At 62.8% G+C, this 19,342-nt stretch carries 19 protein-coding genes; 6 read left to right on the top strand and 13 right to left on the bottom strand.

Annotated elements, in window-relative coordinates; all coding sequences use genetic code 11:
* Positions 1 to 24: 24 nt before the first annotated feature.
* The 5 genes from J4O76_RS22995 to J4O76_RS22975 all read right to left on the bottom strand — a co-directional run bounded on the left by J4O76_RS22995 (position 25) and on the right by J4O76_RS22975 (position 5,433).
* Positions 25 to 276, bottom strand: a complete 252-nt coding sequence (locus tag J4O76_RS22995; protein ID WP_426284447.1) for a (2Fe-2S)-binding protein — start codon at positions 274 to 276, stop codon at positions 25 to 27.
* Positions 277 to 965: 689 nt separating this feature from the next.
* A complete protein-coding gene (locus J4O76_RS22990) occupies positions 966 to 3,599 on the bottom strand; it encodes an AAA family ATPase (RefSeq protein WP_426284446.1) in 2,634 nt (877 codons plus the stop codon).
* Positions 3,596 to 4,711, bottom strand: coding sequence for a metallophosphoesterase family protein (locus J4O76_RS22985; RefSeq protein WP_426284444.1), 1,116 nt, complete (start codon positions 4,709 to 4,711; stop codon positions 3,596 to 3,598). Before J4O76_RS22985 ends, J4O76_RS22990 begins: the two co-directional genes overlap by 4 nt.
* Positions 4,712 to 4,810: 99 nt before the next feature.
* Positions 4,811 to 5,095, bottom strand: a complete 285-nt coding sequence (locus J4O76_RS22980) for a helix-turn-helix domain-containing protein (protein WP_426284443.1) — start codon at positions 5,093 to 5,095, stop codon at positions 4,811 to 4,813.
* Positions 5,092 to 5,433 carry a type II toxin-antitoxin system RelE/ParE family toxin gene (locus J4O76_RS22975; RefSeq protein WP_426284441.1) on the bottom strand — a complete coding sequence of 114 codons (342 nt, stop codon included), beginning with the start codon at positions 5,431 to 5,433 and terminating at the stop codon, positions 5,092 to 5,094. The genes J4O76_RS22980 and J4O76_RS22975 overlap by 4 nt, the downstream gene beginning before the upstream one ends.
* A 371-nt stretch (positions 5,434 to 5,804) precedes the next feature.
* Between J4O76_RS22975 and J4O76_RS22970 the strand changes: the two genes are divergently transcribed.
* The 3 genes from J4O76_RS22970 to J4O76_RS22960 all read left to right on the top strand — a co-directional run bounded on the left by J4O76_RS22970 (position 5,805) and on the right by J4O76_RS22960 (position 6,865).
* Complete coding sequence (locus tag J4O76_RS22970) at positions 5,805 to 6,002, top strand: hypothetical protein (RefSeq protein ID WP_426284440.1); 198 nt, start codon at positions 5,805 to 5,807, stop codon at positions 6,000 to 6,002.
* Between the two features lie 108 nt (positions 6,003 to 6,110).
* Positions 6,111 to 6,314 carry a DUF5818 domain-containing protein gene (locus J4O76_RS22965; protein ID WP_426284439.1) on the top strand — a complete coding sequence of 68 codons (204 nt, stop codon included), beginning with the start codon at positions 6,111 to 6,113 and terminating at the stop codon, positions 6,312 to 6,314.
* A 107-nt stretch (positions 6,315 to 6,421) separates the two neighbouring features.
* Complete coding sequence (locus J4O76_RS22960) at positions 6,422 to 6,865, top strand: hypothetical protein (RefSeq protein WP_426284437.1); 444 nt, start codon at positions 6,422 to 6,424, stop codon at positions 6,863 to 6,865.
* A 568-nt stretch (positions 6,866 to 7,433) separates the two neighbouring features.
* Here J4O76_RS22960 and J4O76_RS22955 read toward each other — a convergent pair.
* Complete coding sequence (locus tag J4O76_RS22955; RefSeq protein WP_426284436.1) at positions 7,434 to 7,571, bottom strand: hypothetical protein; 138 nt, start codon at positions 7,569 to 7,571, stop codon at positions 7,434 to 7,436.
* A gap of 52 nt (positions 7,572 to 7,623) precedes the next feature.
* Positions 7,624 to 9,120: a CoA-acylating methylmalonate-semialdehyde dehydrogenase gene (locus J4O76_RS22950; RefSeq protein ID WP_426284435.1), complete on the bottom strand. Its 1,497-nt coding sequence runs from the start codon at positions 9,118 to 9,120 to the stop codon at positions 7,624 to 7,626.
* A gap of 85 nt (positions 9,121 to 9,205) precedes the next feature.
* On the opposite strand from J4O76_RS22950, the gene J4O76_RS22945 reads away from it, so the two are divergent.
* Entirely contained in the window at positions 9,206 to 10,093 is an 888-nt protein-coding gene (locus J4O76_RS22945) for a LysR family transcriptional regulator (protein ID WP_426284434.1), read from the top strand.
* Between the two features lie 33 nt (positions 10,094 to 10,126).
* On the opposite strand, the gene J4O76_RS22940 is transcribed toward J4O76_RS22945, so the two are convergent.
* The 3 genes from J4O76_RS22940 to J4O76_RS22930 form a co-directional block, all read right to left on the bottom strand.
* Positions 10,127 to 11,500, bottom strand: coding sequence for an MFS transporter (locus J4O76_RS22940; RefSeq protein WP_426284433.1), 1,374 nt, complete (start codon positions 11,498 to 11,500; stop codon positions 10,127 to 10,129).
* A 68-nt stretch (positions 11,501 to 11,568) separates the two neighbouring features.
* A complete protein-coding gene (locus J4O76_RS22935) occupies positions 11,569 to 13,095 on the bottom strand; it encodes an aldehyde dehydrogenase (protein WP_426284432.1) in 1,527 nt (508 codons plus the stop codon).
* Between the two features lie 20 nt (positions 13,096 to 13,115).
* Entirely contained in the window at positions 13,116 to 13,835 is a 720-nt protein-coding gene (locus tag J4O76_RS22930; RefSeq protein WP_426284431.1) for a GntR family transcriptional regulator, read from the bottom strand.
* Between the two features lie 41 nt (positions 13,836 to 13,876).
* Here J4O76_RS22930 and J4O76_RS22925 point away from each other — a divergent pair, with 41 nt between their 5' ends.
* Together J4O76_RS22925 and J4O76_RS22920 are read left to right on the top strand one after the other, a co-directional pair.
* On the top strand, positions 13,877 to 14,671 hold the full coding sequence (locus J4O76_RS22925; RefSeq protein WP_426284430.1) for an alpha/beta fold hydrolase: 795 nt from the start codon (positions 13,877 to 13,879) through the stop codon (positions 14,669 to 14,671).
* Between the two features lie 161 nt (positions 14,672 to 14,832).
* Entirely contained in the window at positions 14,833 to 16,278 is a 1,446-nt protein-coding gene (locus J4O76_RS22920; protein ID WP_426284429.1) for an alginate export family protein, read from the top strand.
* Between the two features lie 159 nt (positions 16,279 to 16,437).
* Here J4O76_RS22920 and J4O76_RS22915 read toward each other — a convergent pair whose 3' ends face one another.
* From J4O76_RS22915 to J4O76_RS22905, 3 genes are read right to left on the bottom strand one after another with little or no spacing between them, the layout of a single operon-like run.
* Entirely contained in the window at positions 16,438 to 17,577 is a 1,140-nt protein-coding gene (locus J4O76_RS22915; protein ID WP_426284428.1) for an AMP-binding protein, read from the bottom strand.
* Positions 17,578 to 17,603: 26 nt separating this feature from the next.
* Positions 17,604 to 18,893 (bottom strand): diguanylate cyclase, encoded by a 1,290-nt coding sequence (locus J4O76_RS22910; protein WP_426284427.1) that lies wholly within the window; start codon positions 18,891 to 18,893, stop codon positions 17,604 to 17,606.
* Positions 18,894 to 18,904: 11 nt separating this feature from the next.
* The gene (locus tag J4O76_RS22905; RefSeq protein ID WP_426284426.1) at positions 18,905 to 19,279 is read right to left on the bottom strand and encodes a phosphonate transporter; all 375 of its coding nucleotides are present in this window, start codon (positions 19,277 to 19,279) and stop codon (positions 18,905 to 18,907) included.
* Between the last annotated feature and the right edge of the window lie 63 nt (positions 19,280 to 19,342).

Genomic DNA, 19,342 nt, shown 5'->3' with positions numbered 1-19,342 from the left:
TCGTGGAGAAAGGCGCGCTGGACGTCACCCGGTTTTGGCGGCCGTGCCCAGTCCCTCGACCGTCGTGACTTTTCGCGTGCCGATCGCACCGATGGGGAGGACGCAGGAGAACACCGGCTGGTCGTCAACCAACACGGTGCACGCGCCGCACTGCCCCAGGCCGCATCCGAACTTTGCGGCATGCAGCCCCAGATCGTCGCGCAGCACGTAGAGCAGCGGGGTCGCGGGATCGATATCCACGAGCTCCGTCGCACCATTGACGGTCAGGTCGATCATTCGCCCTCCTTGCGTGCCTTGGCGACGTCTTTCTCGAGGTTCTTCCACGCCGGTCCGTTGAGCCGGAACGGAAGCACCGCGCTCTCCGCACGGCGCGTGAGCGGCTGGCGATTGTCACATCCCGAAGAGCTAAGCGGTTGGGCGCCAATAGAAAATATCGCAGCGCCACCATTGCGGAAGTCTTACCACTATTATTTGCGCCGACCAGAATCGTCGTTTTGGGTCGAAGTCGAGATGGGTAGATCCAGCTTCCTGAAATTGGAAATTTCGACGAACTTGATACGCATTGGACCCCACCCCTGTAACTTACGCCGCTCTTGCCCTTGATGGAGCGCTAACGGATGTCGCAACGCTCTGCATCAATTAAGAACGACGGCGACTACAGCCGCCAAATTAAAGTCCGGGCCCCGCCCAAACCAATGGACTCCGAAGATGACCGGGCGCGGTGCTGCAGCGAAGCTCGCAAGGCGGAAACCAAAGACGATGAAGCAACTGTCACGTTGGTCGGCGACGAAATAAGAGGTTAGGTGGAAACACCAGGTCCCTCAGCGCGCCGGAGTTGCTGCGCGACCGCAACTGGCAGCCGCTCAGCCTCTTGCTTCACTACATGAACGACCGCCGTGTATCGCAGATTCGTCACTCCGAAGCGGCCAGGCCGCTTTCTACCACCGGGCTTCCGCTATTCGTTCTCAATGCGCCCCGATCAGGTTGATCCGATTGCCAAGATGACGGAACGCGCGGTCACGGCAGGTCAATAAAATGACCTGCATTCGTGTTGCGGCGTCGGTCAGGATCTCGTTCATCATATCTAAGCGGGTATCGTCCGAATAGACGAGCGGGTCGTCCAGGATCAGCGACACCGGCACGCCCTGCTCCAGCAGCATGTCGGCGAAAGCCAGCCGGGTGAGCACCGCAAGCTGCTCCTGGGTGCCACGGGAAAGATCGCCGCAAATCTCGCCCCGGCCACCACGCGTGATCGACGTCAGGCCCAGATCATCCCCAAAGCTCGGATCGCATCCAGGCAGTAGCCGTTCGATGTGACGACGCGCGCGGCGCGCAACCGGCCCGACGAACGTCCGTGAGGTCTCTGCTCGCGCCCCTTCCAGCATGTCGCGAAGCAGCTTCAGCGTTTCTGCCTCCTGCGTGACGCGCACCAGGTTGGCGGCCGCAGCATCCGCTTCTTCTCGCGCAGCAGCAGCGCGGTCCGCCAGTCCCTTGCCCCCTTCCGCCTCGATCCGCGCCTCGAGCCCGGCGACCACCTTCTCCAGATCGATCCGCTGCGTCCGGGCGACCTCGACGCGTTTGTCCAACAACCCGATCTGGCGTTCGATCGCCACTACATCATGCGCTGTCGCAGCACGTTCTGCGTCCTGCAGACTAACCAGCGCTGCCGCTTCCCGCTGACGTGCATCCAGCAGAGCCTCATCCAGGCGATCTACCTCAGGCTTGCCTACTAGAGCAGCCAGCTGCGCTCCGGCGTTGGCAGCATCCCGCTCTGCGCTAGCCGCCTGAACCATCAGCGGCGCATTGCGCGCTTCCAGCTCGCGCAGTTGCGCAGACGCCGCCTCATCGACACCCTCCGCCCTTGCGAGCGCTGAATCCGCCTCCGCCGCGATCACGCTCAACGCGTCGACGTCCGGTCCTTCCTCACTGCCCTCCCCTTCAGTGCTTTCCGGCAATCCTGCCATGAAGGTCTTCAGGGCCGAAGCACCGGCGTCGAGACCGAGCAACGCCACGGCCGGCGTGATTCCAGATATCCGCGCTTCAAGCGTCCGCACGTTGGCAACAGCGTCACGTGCGATCTCATTACGTGACCGCGCGTCGGCGACACTCGTCACCCCGTGGTCGGCCAACGCGGCGCCCAGATCATCTCGGGCATTGGCGAGCGCCGTTTCGGCGCCTTGCAGCCCCGCTGGCGGTCGGATGATCAACTCAGCCTCGCCAAGCTGGATGCGCGTCTCACGCGATAGCGTCCGGTCACCGGGCTCAGCCGACATTCCGTCGATCCGAACGCCGCTGACATCGCCCGCGAACTCGACCCGGGTCGAACCGGCCTCGACAGCCGCGCGCGCCTTGTCGACGGCACGTTCGCGTTCCTCCAGCGTCTTGATGACGCTGGAGGGGATCACGGTCGTACCAAGCTTGCGCGCTGCCTCTAGTTCGGATTCGAGGGGCAGCAGTTCGGTGTGCCGCTGGCGGGCCCGGCCGATCTCGATGTGGCGTACTCGTGCCGTAACCAATTTGTTGCCAGCCTCGAATACGGCATGCGCCTTGCGCCTATCGTCGCGGGCCGTCGCCAGCCGATCCCGCGCCGTACCCGCTCGCTCACGCGTGGTGGTCAATTCCTCTTCTAGGGCGGATCGTTTCTCACGTGCCTTGCTTAGCGCCGCGGCCGTGTCCCTGACGGCCTTCCGAGCATCGGCGAGGCGCGCGGTGAGATCCTCAAGGCCCCTGACCTGATCAGCAAGACGACCTTGCTCAGCCCGCCTAGTGTCGAGCAACTGCGCCGCGGACCGCGCCACGTCGATCTGACTGACCAGCGCCTTTCGCCGCTCTGTGTCCGCCGTATCAGCAAGATCGCGGTCCAGCACCTTCAGCTTGGCCCGAGCCGCCTCAAGATCGGAGAAGCCCCGCTCTAGGGCGGCAAGCCGAGTTGCCGCCTCGGTCGCAGCGCTCTCGGCAGCGTCATGCTCGGTACGAGCTGCCGTCTGCCGACCACTAGGTCGGCCGGTGTTGGTCCAATAGTCTGCGAACTGGCTGTCGATCCGGGGCCGGACACGCTGGTAGGCTGCGCCGCCCATAATTGCGCCAACCTCAGCTTCCAGCGTCGCGCGCACGCTGTCGCGGACGATGTCGCCTGGGGCACTGACTTCGAGCGCCTGCGCCTGCCCTACCCAAAGCAGCCCCAGCGCGCCGTGTGCGGCCGCGTCGCCGGCTTGGCTCGTGTCACGCCGCGCGCCGAGCAATGCCTGCAGCTGGGCTTCGGCATCTTCGCCTTGTGCCCGGCCGTTCGGGCCACGCACCTCGACCGACGCACCTTTCAGGAAGCGCTTGCTGACCTGCCACTCCTCGCCTCTCGCCTCGAAGCCGATTTCGATCTGCGGGGCGACCGCCTCGCCGTGCGGCGCATAGCTCCGCGCCAGGCGGTTGGCTGTGTTGTGCCGAATGAAGAAGGCCGCGCGCATGGCTTCCAGCAGTGTCGACTTGCCGGTCTCGTTGGGCTCGATGATGACGTTCAAGCCGTCGGTGAGCCCATCGAGAACGAATGGATCACGGAACTTGCGGAAGTTGGACAGCGCGATGCGCCGGATCTTGAGGCTCATGCTGCGTCCTTTCCGCGCTGATATTCCACGAAGAGGCGCTCGAGCGCCCGCTTGGCCGTAACGCCGTCGTTACCCCCGACCTCGATCATGCTCATCAGTTTTGCGGCAGCCGTTCCGATCATGCCCTCCACCTGAAGATCTGCCAGATCCTGCTCGCTCGGCCGACCGACCAGATCATCTGCCGCAACCGCCAGATGGCGCAGGCGATGACGCAGGTCATTGTCGAGCCTGCCAAGGATCGCAATCCGGTCGGAGAGGCTGACGATCCCGGCGAGCGACAGCTGCAGGAGCGTCGCCGACGGTTCGATCGGGCCGAGCAGCCGATCGCACTCGGCTACGAAGCCGTCCGCGTCCGGGATCGTCCAATCCCGCATCAGCCATTGGAACCTGCCCGTGCGGATCGGTGACACGACCGGTTCCGCGCCTGGCTCAAGCGTCACGAGCAAGGCATATCCCGGTTCGTCGCGCTGGAAGCGATCTGTTTCCGGTGTGCCAGAGTACCAGGTTCGCGCATCGACCCGCAGCGCTCCGTGCCAGTCACCGAGTGCCAGATAGTCCAAGCTGGAGCGCTGTGCGCGATCGGGAGCGATCTGGTTTTGCGCCTCACCGCGCGACGAAAAGTCACGGATCGAACCATGGGCCAAGCCAATGCGTAGTGTCGCGCCCGGAGTCTCCATGGTGTCGAACAAGGCGGTTGGATCATCGAGGTTGTGCCGGTGCGTCAGCGGCGCTGGCAGGAGCCAGTGTCCGGGATCCAGCTTGCACGGCACGGGCTCCGTGACGATGCGGATGTTCGCCGCCCCCTTGGCGCGAACACGGTCCCACAGACCACTGTTACGGGCGAAGTCGTGATTGCCGGGGAGCAGCCACCACGTGCAGGCATATCGCTGCATCCGCGACACTGCCTGCACAATGACGCGATCTTCTGGACCCTCGGTATCGAAGACGTCGCCAGCGACAAGGACATGAGCCGCGTCATACTCGGCCGCGGCCTTGCCGATCGCATCGATCGCATCGAAGCGCGCTTCGCTAAGCGCTGCGCGGACATCGCTGTCGAAGCGGCCGTAGGGCTTGCCTAGCTGCCAGTCTGCGGTGTGTATCAAGCGTAGCATAGGGCTCTCTCGGTAACTTCTGACCCACGTGTCGAACGCTGCCGCCACTTTGCCATACTGCTGGCAAACATCATCGCCATTGCGTTCTTGTTCAGGACACTACGCCCGCTGCACGAGTTGCTCGATGGTGTCCGGTTCGGCTTTGATGAGCGACAACAGGACTCGCGCCGGCGCATCTGGCTGGCTGCGGCTTTGCTCCCAGTCCCGCACTGTACCCAGTGGGAGATGGTATGCGCGGGCAAACTGATCCTGTGTCTTGCCCGTACGTTTGCGGATCGCGGCCACATCGATGGGCGCTGCTACCCTTGCGTGACCCGTTTCCCCATCGGCGTGGGCAATAGCATCACTGAGGCCGGCTGCGATCTTGTCGAAGGCACTCTTCATTTTTTCCTCCTAAGGCTGTCGGTCAGCGTCTTGGTGAAAGCGGCAAGGGCATTTCGCTCACCCTTGGTGAGGTTGGCCTTTTCGTTTTTTCCGAACACGGTCAGCAGGAACGTCGGGACATCTATGCCCGCATAGTAGGTGATGACCCGATACCCGCCAGATTTACCGCCGCCCGGCCGCGCTACCCGTAACTTACGGGCCCCGCCGCACCCCGGCATGATCTCACCGGCTTCCGGATTGGCGGTGATCAGGTCGACCACCATCTGCTGCTCGTCGGCACTCATGCCAACGTCCTTCGCCGCCGCATGATAGGCATTGGTTTCGATAACCGAGTGCATGCCGGCACGTGTACGGGTTACCCGTAGTTAGTCAAGCGCATAGCTATGGTCGGGGGGCACCAACAGCGACCGGTTGGCCCCCGCCCGACAGCATGAACGAACGTCCGGTTACGCCGATCGTTGCCCGATAACGGACGGGCCTCTATCCACCGGTTTTGTCGTAAATGCAGACAGTCCGCATGCACTCTAATTACGGTATTGTAGTCGAAACTATACGTTCCGGCCGCTTCGGGATCCGTTGCCGGAACGCGGTGCGTTCCTCCATTGAAGACGTTTTTTCACCTGCAGATAGCGTGCATTTGGCCGAATGACCTCAGCCAAGGGCCGTAATTGCCGCTGCCGCCCCCGCAGCGTTTATGATAAAGGGCGACATGCTCAAGACAAGAATGAAGCGGGTCGCCGATCGCGGCGATCACGCCGTGCGGCGCCTTGCCGGGATCGAAGCTTCGGTCGCGAACCTTTCCGACGAGGATCTGCTCGATTTGGCTGACATTTTTAAAGCAGAGCCCCGCTCACCAATCGGCGATATGGCGTTCCTTGAAATGGCGCGGCGTAATATCAGTCTTTGAAGGCCGGTCGCAAACGCGTTAGCAGAAGCATGGGGCCACTGAAGAACATCGCTCAGACCCAACGATCTCCCGCAACTTTTCACGACATGATGGAGCGAAGGCGCAGCGATGGCAGCGATTGGATCCCGGATCAATGAGACTGGCACCCTAATACGAGATGGCGGGGCCTTCTATCTTCGCCGCGATGTCGGTGGGCGGTACGAGCTGGAACTGCACCGCACCCCCGTAGATCTGGTAGAGAAGCGCGTCCGGCTCATCGGCACATTGGTTGGTCCAGGTCTGGTAAATGCCGACGGGGTTGCACCAGCTTAGCTGGTCAAGGATGCCTCTGGCTTACGTTGTCAGCTACTGGTCGCAATTCTGATTCAACCCGACTCATTGCAGTTGTGCACAAACCGCGAACAGCCATCATCCCAGCCATGGAACAGCGGATCATTCATGCCTGCGGTCACGAGCAGGTTCACTATCTTTCGGGCTTTGACAGCCAGCAGGAACGGAAGGCCAAGTGGCTCAAGACGACTGCCTGTCGAGCCTGCTTCGTTGCAGAAAAGCGGGCTGAGGAGGTCGCCGCGGCAGCGGCAAGCAGCGCAGCTGTCTCACACCTTGCTCTTCCACCGCTAACCGGCACCGATCGGCAAATCGGTTGGGCGTCGACGATCAGGACCAAGCGGCTCGCAGCGCTATTCAACTCAAACAGCGACGCCGACTGTAACGCATGCCTTCGGGTCACTGACGCCAAATGGTGGATCGATTGCCGCGATCTGACTGACGTTGATCTCATGGCAACCGCGAACCGAGCGTCAAGCATGCAAAGCGTGCCGACGCTCATGCCATCGACTACGAATCCCACGATTACCCGCTAGAGGCATAGGCCGACCCCGCGATCCACGCCGGTAAGCCAGACGCATCCTATGTGTGCAAGCAGGGTCTAGACCTCGTGAGTAAGGTATTGATTTCGCTGTTACCGACCCTGTTTGAACGGGTTTCATGTTCAAACCACATGCTCACTCAGGGTATACCCCTGGAGACGGGTTATATTTCCTCGTATCGGGCACTTGGTCCTTAAGAATAGATCTGGCAGATAAGTTAGCGCTTACTAACAAAAACTTTCTCGCCAAGCTAACGACGCGCTGCCTGGCGATAATCGGGTTTTCTACTGGCCCCCTTCGGATATGCCACAAATGGAATGATAGATGAGACGACTGAAGCTGTCATTGGCAGGGCACTTCACGACTTTCGATAACCGTTCATCCGGATATCGACACCGTTCCTCAAGCTGGCTACCTAGGCTTCCGTAAAAAGAGATGTTTAGCGGCATATTCCCGCCAATGTTTCTTCATCCGTACGGCAGCTACCTATTTGCTGCGCAACGCGTAGTTGCAAACTGAAAATCTCAGCAATCTCAGCGGCTGTGACAAGGATCCTTGGGCGTTATGGCCCTTCGTGCATCGGGTCGGTACCGGGCTCTGGCTCGTCGTCCATCGGGCTGCCGGTGTTCGGTGCGTCCGGCGTGACCGGTTGGGTCAGCGGCGGACGTTCGGTATCGGGTTTCGGCGTCTCGATTATCATCTCGGCTCTCCTCGAAAGGTTTAGGCGCCAACGGTTCGCAAGCGCCTCAAGTTCACATCGTCGGAATGACGAAGCTCTGATCGATTACTGATCCGCCGCTCGGCCAGCGCTGGGTGACGGTCTTCGTGCGTGTGTAGAAGCGGATGCCGTCGGTGCCGTACTGGTTGAGGTCGCCGAAGCCCGACCGCTTCCACCCGCCGAAGCTGTGATAGGACACCGGCACCGGGATCGGCACGTTGATGCCGACCATGCCAACCTCGACCGAACTCGCGAACCGCCGTGCGAAGTCCCCGTTGCGGGTGAAGATCGCAACTCCGTTGCCGTACTGATGCTCTGAGGGATAGCGCACCGCATCCTCGAACGTGTCGGCGCGCAGGATCTGCAGAACCGGCCCGAAGATTTCCTCCTTGTAGCTCTGCATGCTAGGGCGGACATGGTCCAGCAGCGTAGGCGCGAGGAAGTAGCCGTCCTCGTGACCCTGCAGTGCGAAGCCGCGGCCGTCGAGCACCAGTTCGGCCCCTTCGTCGACCGCCATCTGGATATAGCCCTCGATCCGCACCTTGTGCTGCGCACTGACGACCGGGCCGTAATGCGCCTCAGCATCGGTCGAAACACCGACGCGGAGCTTGGCGATCTCCTCAACTAGCTTCTCGCGCAGCACCTCAGCGGTCTTCTCGCCGACCGGGACGACGACGGGCAGCGCCATGCAGCGCTCGCCCGCCGAGCCATAAGCGGCACCAAGAATGTCGGCGACGGCTTGGTCGATATCGGCGTCGGGCATGATGATGCCATGGTTCTTGGCACCGCCCATGCATTGCATCCGCTTGCCCGCAGCAGCACCACGGCCATAGACATATTGCGCGATGTCGGACGAGCCGACGAAACTGACCGCCTTGACGTCGGGATGGTCGAGCATTGCGTCGACGACGAGCTTGTCGCCGTGGACAACGTTGAGAATTCCGGCAGGCAGCCCGGCCTCGAGCGCCAGTTCGGCGAGGCGCACCGGCACCGACGGATCACGCTCGGACGGCTTTAGGATGAACGCATTGCCGCACGCGATCGCGGGGGCCAGCATCCACAGCGGGATCATCGCGGGAAAGTTGAACGGCGTGATGCCAGCAACGACCCCTAGCGCTTGGCGCATCGAATAGACGTCGATGCCGGGCCCCGCGCCCTCGGTATAGTCGCCCTTCAGCAGATGCGGGATGCCACAGGCGAATTCGACCACGTCGAGTCCACGTTGAATGTCGCCCTTTGCATCGGAGATAACCTTGCCGTGCTCCGATGCCAGGAGCGCAGCAAGCTGCTCCATATTCTCCTCGATCAGCGCCTTGAACCGGAACATAACGCGGGCGCGGCGCTGCGGGTTGGTGGCGGCCCAGGCGGGCTGCGCGGCGCGTGCGTTGGCTACGGCGTCGGCGACAGTCTGGACGGTGCCGAGATCGACCTGCGCTTGGACCTGTCCGATCGTTGGGTCGAAGATGTCGCCGGTCCGCTCGCCCAACCAGGGCGTCGATTGCCCGCCGATGAAATGCGATACATTGCGCATGCTGTTCCTTCCAAATTGCTATGGAGGAGTTAGGCTCCGCAATCCGACACCGGAACCACCACAAAACCGCATCGGTTGTGCGAATATGCAGAGTTTGAATTGGGACGACGTCCGGCTCTTCCTCGCGGTGGCGCGTGCAGGGCGGTTGCAGGCAGCAGGCCGGGTTCTGGGGCTCGACCACAGCACGATCGCGCGGCGGATGTCCGGGCTGGAGGCCGCGATGGGCGCCCGACTGATTGATCGATCGCCGCGCGGGGTCGTGCTGACCACAGCTGGCGAGCTGCTCCGCGACCATGCCGAGCGGATGGAAGTCGAAATGATCGGCGCCAGCGCAGCGGTCGGTGACGATGCGGGGACGGTTGCGGGGTCGGTGCGGCTAGCGACGCCGGAGGCGTTCGGGACCTATCTGGTCGCGCCCAACGTCCATCTGCTCCATGCGCGGCACCCGACGATCGAGCTCGAACTCGCGCCCGAGAGCCGGTCGGTCAGCCTGTCGCGGCGCGAGGCGGATATCGCGATCGGCCTGACCCGCCCGCCCCGCGGCCGGGTGATCGCGCGGCGGTTGGTGGACTATCGGCTGGGGCTCTACGCGGCAGCCGACTATGTCGCGCGGCACCCTGCGATCGACGCGCTAGACGCGGTCAAGGCGCTTCCGCTGGTGTGGTATATCGACGAGCTGATCGACATTCCCGAGTTGCGTTATTTCGACCAGATCGTCAGCGATGCCCCGACGGTGTTCCGGTCGAGTTCGATCGCCGCACAACAGGCGGCGGTCGCGAATGGGTTGGGGTTGGGCGTGCTGCACGTCTTCGCCGCCGAGCAGGACACCCGCTTGCAGCGTGTCCTGCCTGAAGTCGAGGTGACGCGCAGCTATTGGTTGCTGATGCACGCCGACCAACAACGTCTGCCGCGCATCCGCGCTGTGGTGGAATTTCTCGACGAGGTTGTGCGGATCAACCAGCACCGGTTCTGACCGGTGGCGCGCAGCGGCGCCACCAGCCGAAGGTCAGCGCGCCCCGCCTGAGCGCGACGTACCGTCCAGGTCCTCGAGCCGCCGGTTGCGCGGCTCGATACCGAAGAGGGCCACCACTATAATCTGAAGGATCAGCAGCCCTACCATCAACGCCATCACGCCGGCGATGCCGTGATTGGTGAACAGCCACACGACGATGAATGGAGTCACGATCGTCGCCCCGCGCCCGACCGACTGGCAGATGCCCGATGCGCGCAGGCGGATTTCGGTCGGGAAAAGTTCGGGAATATAGATCGCGAACAGCAGCGCCACGAGCACGTAGATTGGCACGGTGAGCAGGAACCCGACCGGAAGCAGGAATGCCGGATCGGATACGTTGGGGTAGATCAGCCCCATTACCACCGCTAGTGCGGACGCGCCGATGATCGTCGGCTTGCGGCCCCAGGCATCGGCGGTCAGCGCACCGATCGCGGAGCCGATAGGCGCCCCCAGCCCCATGACTAGCGAATAGCCGAACGAACTGGCGACGCTCAGCCCCTGCTTGATGAAGAAGGTCGGTAGCCAGGTGATAAAGCCGTAGAGCAAGGTGTTGATTACGATCAGGCAGATGCAGCCGACCAGCAGCCGTGACAGCAGTACCCCGGAGAACAGCTCGGCCATGCCGGCCTTGGGTGCGTCGGCGATCGGCGCGGCTGCGGTAACAGGCGGTAGCGGCGCCGTGCGCGCAGCCTCGGCCTCGATCTCGACCATTAGCGCCTCGGCCTCGTCGGTACGCCCGACCGATTCGAGCCAGCGCGGTGATTCCGGCAGCTTCTTGCGCATGTACCAGATCACCAGCGCGCCGAGCCCACCGATCACGAACATTGCGCGCCAGCCGAGCAGCGGGATGACCAGCCAGCCGACCAGCGACGCGATTGGCAAGCCGGTAACTACGAACACTGCCATCAACCCGAGCCACCGTCCGCGCGAGGCGGCCGGCACGAACTCCGTCATTGTCGAATAGCCGACGACGTTCTCCGCCCCCAGTCCAATTCCGATCAGTAACCGCAACAGGATCAGCACCGTCATGTTGGGCGCGAACGCCGCGGCCAACGACGCCCCACCGAACAGCAGCAGGTTCATTTGATAAGTGAAACGCCGCCCATAGCGGTCGCCGAGGAAACCGGTGCCGACCGCGCCAATCATCATGCCAACGAAGGTGACTGATACGAAGATCGCGTTTTGCGCCAGGGTCGAAAAACCGCTGTGCAACGTGGCACCCAACACCGTGCCAGCGACATAGATGTCGAAGCCGTCGAGGAACATGCCGGCCCCGATCAGCCACATGATCCGATAATGGAACGGGCCGACGGGCAACCGGTCCAGCCGCCCTCCCGCATTGACGCCCGTAACTACGGAAGCCGCCATGACATCTCTCCAGCTTGTTCGAAAAAGTGCCGGCCGCCCGTCTCTGTGGGCTGGCCGGCACGATAGGTTTAGTTGAGGCGGCGACGACCTTCGGGGTCGCCATACCAGTCCTGCGGTTCGTCGTTCATCGCGACCATCACGCTCTTCACGTCGAAATGGTCGTTGAAGCTCTCGGTGCCGAACTCGCGACCGATGCCGCTGAGTCCGACGCCGCCCCAGGGCGAGGCGGGGTCGAGCCGGTGATGGTCGTTGACCCAGACGATCCCCGCCTTGATGTCGCGCGCGACGCGGTGCGCGCGGGCGACATGGTTGGTACGGATCGCGGCACCGAGACCGAACGGCGAGTCGTTGGCAAGGCGCAGCGCATCGGCCTCATCGGTGAACGGCGTGATGCTGGTGAACGGCCCGAACACTTCCTCCTGGAAGATCCGCATGTCGGACCGCACGTCGGCGAACACCGTCGGCTGGACGAAATAGCCCTCCTCGAAGCCCTCGACCGATGCCTCGTGACCGCCGGCGATAGCGCGGGCGCCCTCGTCGCGGCCGAACTGCGCATAGCTCATCACGCGCTGGCGCTGACGCTGCGAGATGACCGGGCCCATCTGCGTCGCGGGGTCGAACGGATCGCCGACGCGGATGCCCTGCGCCTTGATCGCCAGCTTCTCGACGAACTCGTCATAGATGGTCTGCTGGACGAGGTGGCGGCTGCCGCACACGCAAGTCTGGCCTGCGCCGATGAACGCGCCGAACGCGGCGAGATTGACCGCCTGGTCGACGTCGAAGTCGTCGAACACCAGCACGGGGGTCTTGCCACCGAGCTCCAGCGTCTGGTGCGCGAACACCTTCGACGCCGCGCTGCCGGCGATCTGCCCGGCTTCGGTGCCGCCGGTCAGGACCAGCTTGTTGATGTCGGGGTGCTCGGACAGGAACCGGCCCGAATCCTTGCCGTAGCCGAGCACGACGTTGAATACGCCGTCGGGCAGACCGGCCTCGGTGAAGATTTGCGCGAGCTTCAGCGTCGTCAGCGGGGTGTATTCGGACGGCTTGACCACCGTGGTGCAGCCCGAGGCCAGCACGGCGGCCAGCGACTTGCACATGATCATCAGCGGATGGTTGAACGGCGTGCAGTTCGCGACCACGCCGATCGGCGTGCGCAGCGTGTAGTTGAGGTAGTTGCCCTCGACCGGGATCACGTCGTCGCGGCGCGCCAGCGCTAACCCGGCGAAATACCGGAAGAAGTCGGGCAACCGCGACAATTGCGCGCGCGTCTCGTTGATCGGACGCCCGTTGTTGCGGGTTTCCAGGCGATAGAGCGTCTCGAGATTGGCCTCGAACGCGTCGGCGAGGCGGTTGATCAGTCGTGCGCGAGCGCGGATGTCCATGCCGCCCCATTCCTTGCCCTCGAACGCGGCGCGAGCGCTGCGCATCGCGCGGTCGACGTCTTCGCGCGTCGAGTTGGGAATCTGCGCGATGACCGCACCGGTGGCGGGATCGCGGACGTCGATCATCTCGGCGCCGGTCATCTCGACCTCCTTGCCGTCGACGAAATTGCCGTGCTGCTCGATTTCGATGTCGTGGGTCTGTATCTCGGTCAAGATCTATACTCCTTGGGAATTCAAGATCGGATAGCGCTTCGTGACAGTGCCGTTATGACGCGCTTCTCCGCCTGAGAAATGTGCGCCTTCAGCAACTTGCGGGTCGCGCGGACGTCGCGGCGCTGCAGCAGGTCGATGATGGCGCAGTGTTCGGCGACCAGGGCCGCGGGGTCGCGGCCCTTGATCGCGTCGACTGAGACGCGAACCAGCCGGTCGGCCTGCGCGATCAGGTCGCACGCCACAATGGACATGCGGTTGTTGCCCGATGCGCGCGCCATCGCCGAATGGAATTCGCGATTATACTCGGTGAATGCCTGCCCCTCAGGAAGGGTGCGATAGCGGTCTAGATCGGCCAGCGTCGCGTCATCGGCACGCTCTATCGCCTCGGTAGCGCACGCGGGCTCGAGGGCGAGACGGAAGCGAAACAAATCCTGCGCATCGGCGAGGGAAATCGGATTGACCTGATACCCCTGCCGCGGCGCAACCGTGACGAGATGCTCACGCTCCAGCCGAAGTAGGGCATCCCGGATCGGCTGGCGGCTGGTCTCGTATTGCGCCGCCATATCCTGTTCGCGCAACTGCTCGCCGGGCGCCAGGACACACGCCAGGATGTCGCTCCGGATCAGCTCGTATACATTGTCTCGCAGCAGCATATTTGGCATCCTTCTTAGCCATATGGGACGTCGTGATATTTCACGCAAGCGCATATTATTGATTTTACGCTTGTATCGATGCGTCACGGTGCGTAGCCATGAACGCTCAATCAGAGGGTTTTGCGAGCATGACCACCGAAATCAACAGCTACGGCGTGACCGCGCGAACGCGTGGCGCCGGGCCACCGCTGTTCCTGTTCCATTCGCTGCTGTCGGACATCGCCAGCTTCGACGCGGTCGCGCCGCGACTTGCCGAACGCTTCACGGTGATCGTGCCCGACCTACCGGGTTTCGGCGCTTCACTGGCCGTCGATGGCGGTTTTGAAGAGGTAGCGGACCGGATGGCGGCGTTCGTCCGCTCGGTTGCGCCGGGCGGCGACGCGATCCTGTTCGGCAACGGCTATGGCGCGTTCGTCGCGCTGCAGATCGCGCTGCGCCATCCTGACCTCCTGGCCAGGCTGATCCTCGCCGGCTGCGGTGCGCGCTTCTCGGATCCCGGCCGCGACGCGTTCCGCAACATGGCGGCGGCCGGCCGCACAAAGGGACTGGCGGCGATCGCCGACACTGCGATGGCGCGGCTGTTCGCGCCGGATTTCCAGGCGGCGCACCCGGAATTGATGGCCGACCGGCGTGCGGCGTTCCTGCGCACCGATGTCGACGTGTTCGAACGCGCGTGCCTGTCGCTCGCCACGCTCGACCTTTCGTCACAGCTCGCCGCGGTACGCATGCCCGTGCTGATGATGGTCGGCGACCAGGACGCTGCGACCCCGCCGGCGATGGCGATCGATCTCGCCGACCGCGTCCCCGGCGCGGAACTGCGCATCTTGGCCGGTTGCGCGCACGTGCCGCCCTTGCAGGCGCCCGACCTGGTGATCGAAACGATCACCGCCTTCCTCGACGAGACGACCCAGCCGGCCGCGTGAGCGGGCCGGCCTTGCGCAACAGTTGAGCGACCCACGATCCCCGAATCGAAGGCGTCGCCGCAATTCCCTGGAGAGTGACGATGATCGCACACACACCCTGACGACCTGACGCACTGCCCCCTCGCCGCGCCCCACGCGGCTTCAGTCCGTTAGGAAATGCCATGTTCGAACTGCTCGCCGTTGCCGCCATCGCGGCGGCTCCCCAAGTTGCGCCCGCAGCGCAGCAGACCGTGCCCGCCCCCACCGATATCGCCGCGCAGGCGAAAACCGAACCCGTCAAGACCGGCGACACCGCGCTGCAAAACCACCCGCAGGCCCGCGACCTGCCCTATGACGAGGACTATAGCGGCTTGCGGGACCAACCCCGGGGGTCGCTATGGGACAAGCTGAAATACATCCCGATCACCGATTCGACCTTTCTGACGCTGGGTGGCGAGGCCCGGACCCGGTTCGAGACCCGCAACGACCAGCGCTTCGGTCGCGGCCCGCAGGACGGCGCCGATCTCGAATTCCGCTTTCGTGCCTGGGCGGACCTGCACGTCGGCGATCATCTGCGCGGTTTCTTCGAACTAAAGAGCGGGTTGCAGCAGGGCTATGACGTCCCGCAGACCGTTTCCGACCGCAAGGACATCGACGTCGGCCAAGCGTTCGTCGAAGCGCGCACCGCGCTGGGCGACGACGGGTCGATCAAGCTGCGCGTCGGCCGGCAGGAGATCGGAATCGGCGCGTTCCGCCTGTTCGACATGCGCGACGGCCTGAACGTCCGTCGCTCGCTCGACGCGGCGCGACTGATGGTCGCAAAGGGGGCGTGGAACGGCGAAGTTCTTGGCGGCTATGCGCAGAACGAGACGCTGACGCCGTTCGACAACGATACCAACGAGGATTTCAGCTTCTACGGCGCCCGCCTGGCGCGGACCGCACAGCTCGGGCCTTTCGCCAGCACGATCGAGGGCATGTGGGTCCGCAGCGATCGCAAGGGCGCGGCCTATGATGCGGGGACCGCGACCGAACGCCGCAACACCTTCTCGCTGCGCGTCAACGGCCATGGTGGCCGGGTCGACTACGACGTCGAGGGCACGCTGCAGAACGGCCGATGGGGCAACCAGAAGGTGCGCGCCGACTATGTCACAGCGAACGCCTCGTACCTGTTCGACGGCGCATGGAAGCCCAAGCTGGGCGTGCGCTTCGAACGCGGGTCGGGCGATCGCAATCCCGCCGACGGCCGGATGAACACCTATTTCAGCCTGTTCGCGCGGCCCGTAACGCTCAACGGCGAACTCAATCGCTCGAATCTGACGCTGTTTGGCCCGTCGCTGACGCTAACGCCTACCAAGAAGCTGACGCTCGACGCGACCGTCAACGAGTTGCGGCGGACGAGCCGAGACGACGGCATCTATCTTGGCTCCGGCGTCCTTCTACGCGCCGCGACCGAGGGGACCTCGCGACAGGTCGGTGTCCGCACCACGCTCGGTGCCCGCTATCTGCTGTCGCCGTTCGTCACCGTTGGCACTTATATCAACCATGTCGAGGCTGGACGGTATTTGAAGCAGACCGGCGACGGCGACAACCTCAACTACGCCACCGTCTTCGCTACGTTCCGATTTTGACAGGCACGAGAGGAGTCAACGCCCCTGCACTGTCGAGGTGCATCGCTAGGATAGAGTCGAGGGAACCCTATTGTCGCAGCGATCGGCCGAATGATAACGATCGCCGAGAATATCATGATGCCGAGCAAGCCGTTTGAGCTGGGGTGATCGGTGAATGCATCATGCCCAGTCTTCCAGTTTTCCCATAGCATTGCGCGGTAGAATAGGCCCGAAACGAAAGCTTTTTGGACGTTCGTAATCGACAAGGCGGGTGTCCATGAGCTGCTCGATCCGCGCCAACAGCTGCGCAGGATCGCGATCCGGATGTGGGACGACAAAAGCCTTCAGTCGCCCATGCGCATGTAGGCGCACCGCGACATCCGCGACGCCGTCTACCGTCCGCAGCGTATTCGCCACCCGCTCGGGCCAGACATTGTGTCCCCCGATTTGCACTGCTCCATCACGCCGACCGAGTGGCCGTAGAGTGCTACTGTCGATGCGTTCGACGTGGTCGGGTAAGTCCCAGAACCGGCCATGGCGGTCGACGAGCCGCCAATCGTCGTCTCCGTATTCCGCCAATTGCCAGCGAGGCAGCAGGTCATATCCGCTCGCCGGCACATCGCGCATCGCGATACCGCCGGTCTCTGACGAGCCATAGATATCAACCAGTCGTGCCAGTCCGGCCGCCAGGAGTGCCGCCCCGACACTATCGTTTAGGGGCCCGGCCGAGCTGACGCCGATAACATCCGTCGGGAAGCGACGGACGATGCGGCCCAGTGCCTGCCATTGCTCCGGTACGGCGATGACGAGATCGCCAGCTGTCAGCCCGACGGCCGCACCTATCGCTCGTACCACAACCGGAACACCCAATGCGTCTGGTAACAACGCAGTCCAGATGATCCCATACAGATGATGGGCGGGAACCAGCGCAACCACCCGCCGTCGCCCAACGAACTGGCTTGCCAGGAATGCGGCCTCAGCAATCAAATCAGCGACGTCATGCACACACGGACGTGGGCTGCCGGTTGATCCAGAGGTAGCGACCGTCATCCGTCCGTGACCTGCGACTTGCGCTTGCATGACCCAATTAACCCAAGCGCCTACCGTCTGTGGCGGATCGTCGCTTAACAAGCTGTCGTCGAGGTTGAACGCCTCTGCCAGCGCGCCTAGCGCACCGAGCTGTTCCATGGAGTCCAACCCTAGTCCGCTGTCACCGATTGGCGTCGAGGTCGCCCACTCGTCCTTGGGCACGTCTGGATAATGCACGCCGCGCTGACGGCGTAATTCGGACGCCACGACGGCGCATGCGATCCGATGCACGGTTGAACGTTGGAGGCCTGGCTCAGTCACACGACCTCGGGTTCAGCGACGAAGACCCTGTTCCGACCCGCATGCTTTGCTGAGTAGAGACGTTTGTCAGCCAAAGCGATAAGGGCTTCGATCGATCCATCGGTCTCATTAAGGTTTGCACAGGCCAAGCTTGCTGTGACGTTTAAAGTGCCCGATGGAACCTCGACGACGAGCGCGGCGATCGCCTCGCGCAGCCGTTCGGCAATTTCCATAGCTTGGTTTTGATCGTAGCGCGGGAGCAGGACGCCAAATTCCTCTCCACCCAAGCGCGCAAAGATGCCGCGTGGTGGAAGAAGAGCAGTGCAGGCTTCGGTAACCCGGCAAAGAAGCGTATCACCGACTGGGTGACCGTGCGTGTCATTGACTGCTTTGAAGTGATCGAGATCGAGCACGACCAGGGACACCGACTGACGAACCTCGCGCCAGCTTTCCTGTTCGCGGGCCATTGCCTGACTGAAGTGCCGTCGATTTGCGGCGCCAGTCAGATGGTCGCATGTTAGAAGTCGCCGCACGTCTTCGGTTGCAGCGTCGCGACGCGGTACATCGCGGAGAATGACAGAAAACCGCGGTAGGATGGCGTTGTCGCGTGCTGATCGCGCAACAACAAGACGCTGACACCAGTAGCGCTCGCCATCGGCACGTTGTTGCCACCCTTCCTGAAGATGCCAGCCCTCACGAACTGCGATCGCCAGCTGCTCGTCCAGCCGCAGATCACCCCCAGGCAGATCGGTGCTGAGGACATCGGCAAGATTGTGACCGGCAACGTCGGCCGGCTCATACCCCGTTTGCCGGGCAAAGCAGGTGTCGGCCGCGGCGATTTGGCCGTCTGGCGTGATCGTCAGCGCGGCATAGCCATTGACGCCGTCTATCAGCGTCGCAAACCAGGTATCAGCTTGCCGCAAACGGTTCTCCTGGAGAACCTGCTGGCTGACATCGCTGAGTGTCGCCATCAACCGCTCAGCGCCAAGTTTGACCAATGAACAGGCAAGTACCTTCGGCGTTGCACCGTTCTTGCCCGGCCCCAAATCTACGAAGATGCGGTGGCCGTCACAGACTCGTCCCGTGGGCAGGGCAAAAGCTTCCGCCATGCTTCTAAGTTCTGGAGCATGATGTTCGAACGCCGAGAACAAATTGCTGACGCCACGCGATCCCGCCAGCGGCAGCAGGTGCTGCATGGCGTGCGGATTCATCATCCCAATCTCGCCAGTCGCGTCGCATTCGATCAGTCCGATCGGGCAGGCATATAGAAATTCAAGGAGCTCCTCCTCGCCCGACGTATCGGTCATTTTGCTAGCCTTCAGCGTTCGATGAGCACGTAGCGACGCGGTATTTCTGCGGCCGCGAGCAGCCGCAAGCGGACCTTCGTCGGCCGCATGCGTAGCGTCAGGACGTACGGGAAGACGTCATCGAGTTCTGGCTCGTCTTCGAACCGCTGCGCCACCATGAAATTGTTCATGCACTGCGCGACTGCATCAAAGAAAGGAACGCCGACCACCGTGGCCGGATCCAACCCCGACATACGAGCTTCAGTCGCATTGTAGACCTGCACGATCGTGTCGGCGGCAAAACCGACGACACCGAACGGCAAGGCGTCGCGCTCTTGGGCGCTCATCGTCTCCAGGTCATGGAGTCCGACAGTTTCGAAATCTAAATTGGATGGTGACACGATCATCAGCTCCTTAGCAAGGCGTAACGCACTAGGATGATTAACTATTTGCCAGATTGGCAGCGTTCA

This window comes from Sphingomonas sp. NFX23, from assembly GCF_049887795.1.
Taxonomy (GTDB): Bacteria; Pseudomonadota; Alphaproteobacteria; order Sphingomonadales; family Sphingomonadaceae; genus Sphingomonas.
Note: the sequence above shows the minus strand (reverse complement) of the source record. Positions and strands in the feature narration are given on the sequence as shown.

Coding starts and splice junctions, on each gene's coding strand:
- J4O76_RS22980 (WP_426284443.1), bottom strand. CDS start 5,095: ATGAAGAGTGCCTTCGACAAGATCGCAGCCGGCCTCAGTGATGCTATT.
- J4O76_RS22955 (WP_426284436.1), bottom strand. CDS start 7,571: ATGATAATCGAGACGCCGAAACCCGATACCGAACGTCCGCCGCTGACC.
- J4O76_RS22925 (WP_426284430.1), top strand. CDS start 13,877: ATGACCACCGAAATCAACAGCTACGGCGTGACCGCGCGAACGCGTGGC.
- J4O76_RS22965 (WP_426284439.1), top strand. CDS start 6,111: ATGGCAGCGATTGGATCCCGGATCAATGAGACTGGCACCCTAATACGA.
- J4O76_RS22940 (WP_426284433.1), bottom strand. CDS start 11,500: ATGGCGGCTTCCGTAGTTACGGGCGTCAATGCGGGAGGGCGGCTGGAC.
- J4O76_RS22970 (WP_426284440.1), top strand. CDS start 5,805: ATGCTCAAGACAAGAATGAAGCGGGTCGCCGATCGCGGCGATCACGCC.
- J4O76_RS22990 (WP_426284446.1), bottom strand. CDS start 3,599: ATGAGCCTCAAGATCCGGCGCATCGCGCTGTCCAACTTCCGCAAGTTC.
- J4O76_RS22995 (WP_426284447.1), bottom strand. CDS start 276: ATGATCGACCTGACCGTCAATGGTGCGACGGAGCTCGTGGATATCGAT.
- J4O76_RS22985 (WP_426284444.1), bottom strand. CDS start 4,711: ATGCTACGCTTGATACACACCGCAGACTGGCAGCTAGGCAAGCCCTAC.
- J4O76_RS22975 (WP_426284441.1), bottom strand. CDS start 5,433: ATGCACTCGGTTATCGAAACCAATGCCTATCATGCGGCGGCGAAGGAC.
- J4O76_RS22910 (WP_426284427.1), bottom strand. CDS start 18,893: ATGACCGATACGTCGGGCGAGGAGGAGCTCCTTGAATTTCTATATGCC.
- J4O76_RS22960 (WP_426284437.1), top strand. CDS start 6,422: ATGGAACAGCGGATCATTCATGCCTGCGGTCACGAGCAGGTTCACTAT.
- J4O76_RS22945 (WP_426284434.1), top strand. CDS start 9,206: ATGCAGAGTTTGAATTGGGACGACGTCCGGCTCTTCCTCGCGGTGGCG.
- J4O76_RS22950 (WP_426284435.1), bottom strand. CDS start 9,120: ATGCGCAATGTATCGCATTTCATCGGCGGGCAATCGACGCCCTGGTTG.
- J4O76_RS22905 (WP_426284426.1), bottom strand. CDS start 19,279: ATGATCGTGTCACCATCCAATTTAGATTTCGAAACTGTCGGACTCCAT.
- J4O76_RS22920 (WP_426284429.1), top strand. CDS start 14,833: ATGTTCGAACTGCTCGCCGTTGCCGCCATCGCGGCGGCTCCCCAAGTT.